The organism is Streptomyces viridochromogenes DSM 40736 (genome assembly GCF_000158955.1).
GTDB lineage: Bacteria > Actinomycetota > Actinomycetes > Streptomycetales > Streptomycetaceae > Streptomyces > Streptomyces venetus.
Genome location: NZ_GG657757.1, coordinates 745,335 through 754,244 on the forward strand (window position 1 = coordinate 745,335; position 8,910 = coordinate 754,244).

At 72.4% G+C, this 8,910-nt stretch carries 8 protein-coding genes and 2 pseudogenes; 5 read left to right on the forward strand and 5 right to left on the reverse strand.

Annotated features, from left to right (window positions below; genetic code table 11):
• From SSQG_RS03400 to SSQG_RS03410, 3 genes and pseudogenes are all read right to left on the reverse strand, one after another.
• Positions 1–490 (reverse strand): annotated as a pseudogene (locus SSQG_RS03400) (cupin); the annotation flags it as partial.
• Positions 484–1,410, reverse strand: a complete 927-nt coding sequence (locus SSQG_RS03405; RefSeq protein WP_003988296.1) for a PmoA family protein — start codon at positions 1,408–1,410, stop codon at positions 484–486. The pseudogene SSQG_RS03400 and the gene SSQG_RS03405, both read right to left, overlap by 7 nt.
• Positions 1,407–2,531, reverse strand: coding sequence for a Gfo/Idh/MocA family protein (locus SSQG_RS03410; RefSeq protein ID WP_003988297.1), 1,125 nt, complete (start codon positions 2,529–2,531; stop codon positions 1,407–1,409). Before SSQG_RS03410 ends, SSQG_RS03405 begins: the two co-directional genes overlap by 4 nt.
• 338 nt (positions 2,532–2,869) lie before the next feature.
• On the opposite strand from SSQG_RS03410, the gene SSQG_RS03415 reads away from it, so the two are divergent.
• Positions 2,870–4,414: an alpha/beta hydrolase gene (locus tag SSQG_RS03415; protein WP_003988298.1), complete on the forward strand. Its 1,545-nt coding sequence runs from the start codon at positions 2,870–2,872 to the stop codon at positions 4,412–4,414.
• 12 nt (positions 4,415–4,426) lie between these two features.
• On the opposite strand, the gene SSQG_RS38790 is transcribed toward SSQG_RS03415, so the two are convergent.
• Complete coding sequence (locus SSQG_RS38790; RefSeq protein ID WP_244299035.1) at positions 4,427–4,591, reverse strand: helix-turn-helix domain-containing protein; 165 nt, start codon at positions 4,589–4,591, stop codon at positions 4,427–4,429.
• 3 nt (positions 4,592–4,594) lie between these two features.
• Between SSQG_RS38790 and SSQG_RS43860 the strand changes: the two are divergent.
• Positions 4,595–4,793 (forward strand): annotated as a pseudogene (locus SSQG_RS43860) (FAD-dependent oxidoreductase); the annotation flags it as partial.
• 166 nt (positions 4,794–4,959) lie between these two features.
• On the opposite strand, the gene SSQG_RS03420 reads toward SSQG_RS43860, so the two are convergent.
• A complete protein-coding gene (locus tag SSQG_RS03420; RefSeq protein WP_003988300.1) occupies positions 4,960–5,715 on the reverse strand; it encodes a response regulator in 756 nt (251 codons plus the stop codon).
• 228 nt (positions 5,716–5,943) lie between these two features.
• On the opposite strand from SSQG_RS03420, the gene SSQG_RS03425 reads away from it, so the two are divergent.
• The 3 genes from SSQG_RS03425 to SSQG_RS03435 form a co-directional block, all read left to right on the forward strand.
• Positions 5,944–6,927, forward strand: a complete 984-nt coding sequence (locus tag SSQG_RS03425; protein WP_039934677.1) for a Bug family tripartite tricarboxylate transporter substrate binding protein — start codon at positions 5,944–5,946, stop codon at positions 6,925–6,927.
• Positions 6,924–7,463, forward strand: coding sequence for a tripartite tricarboxylate transporter TctB family protein (locus SSQG_RS03430; RefSeq protein WP_003988302.1), 540 nt, complete (start codon positions 6,924–6,926; stop codon positions 7,461–7,463). Before SSQG_RS03425 ends, SSQG_RS03430 begins: the two co-directional genes overlap by 4 nt.
• 1 nt (position 7,464) lies before the next feature.
• On the forward strand, positions 7,465–8,910 hold a 1,446-nt coding region (locus SSQG_RS03435; protein WP_003988303.1), incomplete at its 3' end, for a tripartite tricarboxylate transporter permease.

Consider the following 8,910-nt stretch of genomic DNA (forward strand, 5'->3'; position numbering starts at 1 on the left):
CCCCGGCGACGAGGGCCTCGCGGAGCACGAGGTACCCCTGTACGGCGAGGTCCCTGCGGCGCCGGGCGGCGGCCTCCGTCTCCGGTCCGGTGCCGGGCGGCAAAGTGGCCGCGGCGGCGTACTTCTCGGGGTCGGCGAGGACGTCGGGCGGGAAGGTGAACACGGCGTCCCCGGCCTCGGGCAGGCCGCTGTTCTGCATCAGCACGGTGATGCGCAGATCGCCGCCCTGCACCATGCGGTGCACGGTGCCCGGCGTGAACCAGGCGATGGAGCCGACCGCCAGGGGGATGTCCCGGTAGCCGTCGGGGCTGAGGGTCTGGACCGCGCCCCGGCCGCCGGTGACGACGTACGCCTCGGTGCACACCAGGTGCAGGTGCGGGCTGCCACCGCAGACGCCGTCGGCGGCCTCCCAGTCGTAGGCGCTGAGGTGGGACAGGCCGATCGCGCCGGGCAGCGGGTGCGGCAGGGCGGGCTTCGGGTCGCTCACCACGGCAGGCCCTCCAGGTGGGTGCCGACCCGGTCGCTGTCCCAGGCGCCGTCGGCGACCACCAGCCGGTAGCGGTAGCCGAAGGACTCGCCCGGCGGCAGCTCGAACTCCTCGAAGAACGCCCAGGAGAAGGCGACCGTCGGGAAGGGCTCGGAGCGGACGAACCAGTGCGACTCGTGGATCGCGGACGTCTCGTCGAGGTTCTCGGGCGCGTGCGCGAACACCAGGGTGGAGTGCCCGTCGACGTCGTCGTGCTCGGTGGTGAAGGCGAGCCAGGGGCCCTGGGTGCCCATCAGCTTGCCGGCGTCGGCGTCGGTGTCCGGGGCGAAGACCGTGCCACCGGTGAAGTCGCGCGGGCCCCGCCACTGGAGTCCGGTGTAGCCGGCCATCTCACGCCCCGCGGTGGTCGGGGAGCCGAAGGCCAGGGGCGTGGAACGGGTGTTGGTGAGGCGGATCGACCAGTCCAGCGCCCAGGCGCCGGCCTCCTCGTCCACCGAGTGCACGGTCAGGCCGCGCACCTCGCGCGCCCACTCCTCGCCGCCGTTCTCGATCCAGGTGAGGTTCTCGGTGAAGGCGAGGCGGTCGTCCTCGACGGTGAAGTCGGAGAAGCCGTCGTGCCGCATCGAGCCGACGCGCTCGGGCAGGGGAAGGTAGCCCTGGCCGTGGACGTAGCAGTTGCCGCCCCAGAAGTTCTGGCCGGAGAGATGACTCGCGGTCATCTGCAGGCCCTTGTGCCAGCGGTGGTCGCTCGGGCGGTAGCCGGTGACCGTGCGGCCGGACAGGGTGCGTACCGGGTGCGCGTACGGTTTGCGGGACTCGAACGGGTCCGGGTCGGGGCGGTAGACGTAGCGGAGGATCTCCGTGCCGCCTGCCGCCGTGACGGCGATGTCCTCGCCGTGCGTGTGGGTGACTCGGATGCTCATGCGCGCTCCTTGGGGGCCCAGTCGGGGTGCTCGCCGTGCATGGCCTCGTAGAAGGGATCGCCGGGGCCGATCTCGCCCGCGCGCACGGAGCGGCCGGTGAACGCCGCCTTGTACAGGGCGGCGGCGAACTCGAGGGTGGTGCGGGCGTCCTGGCCGCTGCCGGGTGGCCGGGTGCCGGTGTCGTAGGCGTCGAGGAGGGCGCCCAGCTGGGCGGTGTGCGAGCTGGGCACGTCGTTCGCGGGGGTGCGCCAGGCGGCGGCCCGGTCGGAGGCCACGTGCGGGGCCGGGGTGTAGACCCAGCTGTCGTTGGTGTGGCCGTACAGGTGGGTGAGCTCGACGGTGGCGTCGGCGCAGTCCACGCGGATCCTGCTCACCTCGTCCGGGGAGAGCACGCTGTTGACGACGGTCGCGAGGGCACCGCCGCGGAAGCGGACCAGCGCGGTGGAGACGTCCTCGCTCTCGGTGTCGTGGACGAGCCGGGCCGCCATGGCCTGGATCTCCTCCCACTCGCCGAGCAGGTGCAGCAGCAGGTCGTACTGGTGGATGCCGTGGCCCATGGTGGGCCCGCCGCCCTCGCTGGCCCACTTCCCGCGCCACGGCACCGCGTAGTAGGCGGCGTCCCGGTGCCAGGTGGTCTGGCAGTGCGCGACCAGCGGGGCGCCCAGCTCGCCGCCGGTGATCAGCTCGCGGGCGTGCACGGCACCGGAGCCGTAGCGGTGCTGGAAGACGACCGACGCGTACGCGCCCGAGGCCTCCTCGGCGGCGGCGATCTCGTCGTACTCGGCGAGCGACAGGGTGAGCGGCTTCTCGCAGAGCACCCAGGCACCGGCCTTGAGCGCGGCCACCGTCTGGTCCCGGTGCAGGGAGGGCGGGGTCCCGATCAGGACCAGGTCGGGGCGTTCCGCGTCCAGCATGGCGTCCACCGACGTGTACCCGGCGACCTGGCCGCCGGCCAGCTCCCGGAAGGCGTCGAGCCGCTCCTGGTCCACGTCCACGGCGGCGACCAGCTCCACCCGGTCGGCGTGGGCCCGCAGCGCGGGAAGGTGACTTCCACTGACGATGGCTCCGGTACCGACGACGGCCGCACGGCGGCGGGTGGGAGACCCTGGGGACACGGACATGCGGCGCTCCTCGGACAGCCGGCGGACACACGCTTGGAAAGCGCTTGCACTCGGAAGGTGACCCTAGGCGCGAGCGCATGTCTGAACAACCCCCCTGCACCGACCTGCACAAGGTCCGCCCCAGCATTCTCCCAGCTTGAGGCGGAGTTTCCGATTGCTGCCGCCGCCATGGAAACGGCGTTCCAGGGCTTCATGCGGGGGGTTTCCCCCACCATGATCCGGCTGCCAGCCGGAGTGATCAGACTGCGGCTCGTCCCTACCGTTCTGTCGCACGACGCCCCTCCCGGCATGTCCCTGCCAGGCCACGGAGGGGATATCGGCGACAGAAAGGACACCACGTGTTATCCCGTTCCTCGGGAAAGGCGAGCAGACTCGCCCTCGCGCTGACAGCCGCCGCCCTCGCCCTCACGGCACTGCCCGCCACGGCTCGGGCGGCCCCCGACCCGCTCGCCCGCTTCCACCAGCAGCACCTCGCGTGGAAGAGCTGCGTGCTCGGCCCGGACGACACGACCGGCAAGGAACTGGAGCAGGCCGGCGCCCGCTGCGCCGACGTGACCGTACCGCTGGACTACTCCGATCCCGGCGGCCGCACCATCACCGTCGCGGTCTCCCGGATCCGCGCCACCGACACCGCCCACCGCGTCGGCCCGCTGCTCCTCAACGGCGGCGGCCCCGGCGGACCGTCGCTCGGCGACGCACCGTGGGTGCGCGAGGCGATGAAGGACGTCGCCGCCCGGTACGACGTGGTGGGCGTGGATCCCCGCTTCGTCGGCCGCAGCACACCGCTCGACTGCCGCTGGCCGACCGGTACGGCGTGGCGCGGGGCCGGCGAGGGCCGGGCCGGGTTCGACCGTACGGCGGCGTTCTCGAAGGACCTGGCCGAGCGCTGCCGCAGCCACGCGGGCGACGCGCTCCCCCACGCCACGACCCGCAACACCGCACGCGACATGGACGTCGTCCGGGCCGCGCTCGGCGAGCGGCGGATCTCCTATCTCGGCTACTCGTACGGCAGCTACCTCGGCGAGGTGTACACCTCGATGTTCCCCGGCCGCACCGGCCGGGTCGTCCTGGACGGGGTGATCGACCCGGACCGCTACAGCGCCCGGTTGTGGCGGGGCGTCGAGCCGGCCAACCGCCAGGCCCTGAAGCGATGGGCCTCCTGGGCCGCCGACCGCGACGCGGCCTACGGTCTGGGCCGTACTCGGGACGAGGTCCTGGCCGCCGTGGAGCAGGTGCGCACCGCCGCCGCCCGCATCCCGCTGCGGCTCGGCGACCACCGGCTGGACGCGCACGTGATGCCGATCGTCGTCCTCAACGGCCTCTCCCAGGACAACGACGCCGCCTTCGGGAACTTCGCACAGGGCGTGCGGGACATGTTGCGGGCGTCGCAGGGGCAGCGGGTCACGCCGTCCCCCTGGCTCGCCGGGGTGCTCGACTTCGTGCTCACGGGCGCCAAATCCCCCTACGGCAGCGTGCAGACGGCGATCGTGTGCGGCGACAACGCCGCTCCGCGGGACCCCGAGGTCTACTGGCGCGACGTCGAGCGTGCCCGCACGAAGGACCCGCTGTTCGCGCCCGTGACCGACAACGTCAACCCGTGCGCGTACTGGGACCGGCCGCGCGAGCGACCGACCACGGTCCGGGGCGACCTGCCGGCGCTCCTCGTCAACGCCACCGGAGACCCGCGCACCTACTACGAGGGCGCCACGGCGGTCCGCTCCCGTTGGCCCTCCTCGCGCCTGGTCACCCTGCGCGGCGCCGACCAGCACGGGGTGTACGGCATCTTCGGCAGTACGTGCGTGGACGCCGCCGTCAACGCGTACCTCGCCACGGGCCGGCTGCCGGCCCGGGACGTGGACTGCGCCGCGCCTCCACGTCGTTGACGCTCGCCGGTCTCAGGAGCGCTTCCGGGCCCGTTGCGCGTCGAGGGCGGCGATCGCGACGTGCGGCTGGGCCCGGCGGTCGCCGGACTCCAGGTCCGCGCCCAGGATGTCCTCGACGATGTGCAGGCGCTGGTAGAGGGCCTGCCGTGACAGGTGGCTGCGGCGTGCCGTGATCACGCCATGCACTCGACCACCGACCCACGAGCGGACCTGGTCGACGGGAACGTCTCCTTATGGTTCGAGGCGATCGGCGGACGCCCCCCCGCTGCGGCCCACGCTGCCCGGTGACACCACCGCGGACGTGTGCGTCGTCGGCGCCGGGTTCACCGGCCTGTGGACCGCCTACTACCTCAAGAAGGCCTACCCCTCCCTCCGCATCGCCACCTCGCCCGCGCAGGTGCGGCGGCTGACCGCGCGGGTCGCCGAGGCCCACAGGTGGCCAGTCACCGAGTCCCGCCTCCTCGACGACGCCGAACTCCACGAGCGCATCCGCATCCCGGAGGCCGTGCCGCCGTGCCTGAGGCTGGTGCGGGACGGCCCGTTCGCTACTGGGCGCGCGCCTCGCCGTCCCGCCGCATCCCGGGGGGCGCCTCGCGGAAGCGGTACCGGCGTTCGGGGCGGCCCGCCACGCCGTAGCGCAGGGACACCTCCGCGCGGCCGACGGAGTGGAAGTACTCCAGGTAGCGGCGGGCGCTCACGCGGGACACGCCTGTCAGGGCGGCGCACTCGGTGGCGGAGAGGGTGCCGTCCGCCGCGCGCAGGGCCCGCTCGACCAGCTCGGCGGTCTCCACGCTCATGCCCTTCGGCAGGGCCGGGGCGGCCGAGCCCGGGGCGGCCGCTCCGGCCAGTACGCGGTCGACGTCGGCCTGGCCCCGCACGATCGTGCCGAGCAGCCGGCCGCGCCGGTCGGCGTAGCGCTCCAGGCGGGTGCGCAGTTCCTCGGACTCGAACGGCTTGAGCAGGTAGTCGACGACCCCGTGCCGGACGGCATCGCGTACCGTCTCGGCCTCCCGGGCGGCGCTGACGACCATGACGTCGCAGTCGTGGCCCGCGGTGCGAAGCCGGGGGATGACGTCGAGGCCGAAGACGTCCGGCAGGTGGAGGTCGAGGAGAACCAGGTCGGGGCGCAGGGCGTCGACAGCCGTGACGGCCTCCTCGCCGGTACCGGCGGCACCGACGACGCGGAACGGCTCGACGCGCTCGACGAAGGCACGGTGGACCTTGGCCACCATGAAGTCGTCGTCGACCACGAGGACGTCGATCGTGTCGGTCCTGCCGGGCGTAGCGGGCCGGCTGGTCATCGTGCCTCCTTCCGCGCCGGGGCCGCCCATCATGGCGTCCACCTGCGGCGGGGGAAAGAGACGTGCACGCCGCGCTCGCGTTTTCACGCCGACCGCAAAGACCAAAACCTCCGTTGGTTCCGCAAGAGAGACAGTTCGTCGGCCGTCAGTGCAGCATGTGGCCCACGTCACCCTCCCCCACAGGGCCTTCACCCAACCGCATCGACGTACCGACAGGTGGTGGCACTCGTGCGCCTGCGCACTCCCTTCGCCCTGCTCGGGGCCGCCGTGCTCGTGCTCGTCGGACCGCCGCTGCTGACCACCGGCAGCGGCTCCGAGACCGGCACACAGATCCCGGGCCTGCGTTTCATGGTCCCCAACACGCCCGGCGGCGGCTACGACATCACGGCCCGGACGGCCGCGAAGAACGCCGAGGACGCCGGACTGACCCACAACATCGAGGTGTTCAACCTGCCGGGGGCCGGTGGCACGGTCGGGCTGAGCCGGCTGGTGAGCGAGCACGGCAACGGCAAACTCGCCATGTCCATGGGCCTCGGGGTCGTGGGCGCCGTCCGTTCCAACGACGCGCCGAAGACGCTCGGTGACACCACGCCGATCGCCCGGCTCACCGAGGAGCAGGACGTCGTCGTGGTCGCCAAGGACTCCCCGTACAAGACGATCGACGATCTCGTCGGCGCCTGGAAGAAGAACCCGGGCAAGCTCCCGGTGGGCGGCGGTTCGTCGCCCGGCGGGCCCGACCACCTCGCCCCGATGCTGATGGCGCGGGCCGCCGGGATCCCCCCGAAGCAGGTCAACTACATCCCGTTCGACGGCGGCGGGGAACTGCTCGCGTCGATCCTCGGCAGCAAGGTCGCCTTCGGGGTCTCCGGTGTCGGCGAGTACCTGGACCAGATCAAGGCGGGCGAGCTGCGCCTGCTCGCGGTCACCGGCCCGGAGCGTGTCGAGGGGCTGGACGCGCCCACGCTGCGGGAGGCGGGCTACGACGTGGACTTCACCAACTGGCGCGGCATCGTCGCCCCGCCCGGTCTCAACGACGGCGAGCGGAACAAGCTCGTGCGGCTGGTCGAGGAGCTGCACGGCTCGGACGAGTGGCAGAAGTCCATGAAGCAGAACGGCTGGGACGACGCCTTCCTCACCGGCGACAAGTTCGGCGCCTTCCTCGACGCCGAGGACAAGCGCGTGGTTTCGGTGCTGAAGGAGCTGGGACTGTGACGACGCAGACCACCGACATTCCCCCCGCGGAGCGCAGCGAGAAGCGTTCGTGGCTGCGGGAGCACTCCGAACTCGGCGTGTGCGCGCTGCTGCTGGTGCTGGGCGTGCTCGTCCTGACCGACGCGCTCACCATGGACGTCGACATCGCCCAGCGCGGTCCGGTCGGCCCGAAGACCGTGCCGGTCGTGGTCGGCGCCGGTCTGCTGGTGATCGCCGCCCTGCTCGCCGTGGACGTGCTGCGCGGCGGTCGCGGCCAGGCCGAGAGCGGCGAGGACGTCGACCTGTCGGAGCCCGCCGACTGGCGCACGGTGCTGCTGCTCGCCGGGGTGTTCCTCGGCGCGGCCGTCCTGATCGAGCCGCTCGGTTTCCCGGTCGCCGGGGCGCTGCTGTTCTGGGGCGCGGCGTTCGCGCTGGGCAGCCGCAGGATCGACCGCGATCCGCTCATCGCGGCCGGGCTGGCCCTCGTGACCTACGTGGTCTTCAACAACCTGCTCGGAGTGCCCCTGCCGGGCGGTCCGCTGATGGGAGTGCTGTGACATGGACGCCTTCAACTCCCTTCTGGACGGCTTCGGTACGGCCCTCACCCCCATCAACCTGCTGTGGGCCGCGATCGGTGTACTGCTCGGCACCGCGATCGGGGTGCTGCCGGGCATCGGCCCGGCGATGGCGGTCGCCCTGCTGCTGCCGGTGACGTACGGGCTCGACCCGATCGGCGCGTTCATCATGTTCGCCGGCATCTACTACGGCGCGATGTTCGGCGGCTCGACCACCTCCATCCTGCTCAACACGCCCGGTGAGAGCGCGGCGGTGGTCGCGGCCATGGAGGGCAACCCGATGGCCAAGTCCGGCCGCGGCGCCCAGGCGCTGGCGGCGGCCGCGATCGGTCACTTCGCGGGCGGCATGGTCGGCACGCTCCTGCTGGTGGCGCTCGCGCCGACGGTCGCGAAACTGGCCGTGGACATCGGTGCGCCGGACTACTTCGCCATCATGGTGCTGGCGTTCATCGCGGTGACGTCGGTGCTCGGCTCGTCCCGCATCCGTGGCCTCGCCTCCCTGCTGATCGGTCTCACCCTGGGCCTGGTGGGCCTGGACCAGATGACCGGCCAGCAGCGCCTGACGTTCGGCTCGCTCCAACTGGCCGACGGCATCGACGTGGTGATCGTCGCGGTCGGTCTCTTCGCGATCGGCGAGGCCCTGTGGGTCGCGGCACACCTGCGGCGCAGGCCGCCCGAGCCGATCCCGGTGGGCCGTCCCTGGCTGGGGCGCGGTGACGTGAGGCGGACCTGGAAGTCGTGGCTGCGCGGCCCGTTCATCGGTTTCCCGTTCGGCGCGATCCCGGCGGGCGGCGCGGAGATCCCCACCTTCCTGTCGTACGTGACGGAGAAGCGCCTGTCCAAGCACAAGGACGAGTGGGGCAAGGGCGCCATCGAGGGCGTCGCGGGACCGGAGTCGGCGGCGTCCGCCTCGGCGGCGGGCACCCTGGTGTCGATGCTGACCCTGGGTCTGCCGACCACGGCGGTCGCGGCCGTCATGCTGGCCGCGTTCCAGCAGTACGGCATCCAGCCGGGGCCGCTGCTCTTCGAGCGCGAACCCGACCTGGTGTGGGGCCTGATCGCCTCCCTGTTCGTCGGCATGGTGCTGCTGCTCGCGCTCAATCTGCCGCTGGCGCCGGTGTGGGCGAAGCTGCTGCGCATTCCGCGGCCGTACCTGTACGCCGGAATCATGTTCTTCGCGGCGGTCGGCGCGTACGCGGTCGGCGGTGAGGTCATCGACCTGGTGATCCTGCTGATCATCGGCCTGATCGGCTTCGGCATGCGGCGTTACGGCCTGCCGGTGCTGCCCGCCGTCATCGGCGTGATCCTCGGCCCCAACGCCGAGCAGCAGTTGCGGCGTGCCCTGCAGATCAGCGACGGCAGCGTGACGGGCCTGGTCAACACGCCGTTCGCGGTGACCGTGTACGCGGTGATCGTGGCGCTGCTGGCC

Bases quoted from the DNA above. Each gene is read 5' to 3' on its own strand.
- SSQG_RS03410 (WP_003988297.1), bottom strand. From the start codon at position 2,531: ATGTCCGTGTCCCCAGGGTCTCCCACCCGCCGCCGTGCGGCCGTCGTC.
- SSQG_RS03405 (WP_003988296.1), bottom strand. From the start codon at position 1,410: ATGAGCATCCGAGTCACCCACACGCACGGCGAGGACATCGCCGTCACG.
- SSQG_RS03420 (WP_003988300.1), bottom strand. From the start codon at position 5,715: ATGACCAGCCGGCCCGCTACGCCCGGCAGGACCGACACGATCGACGTC.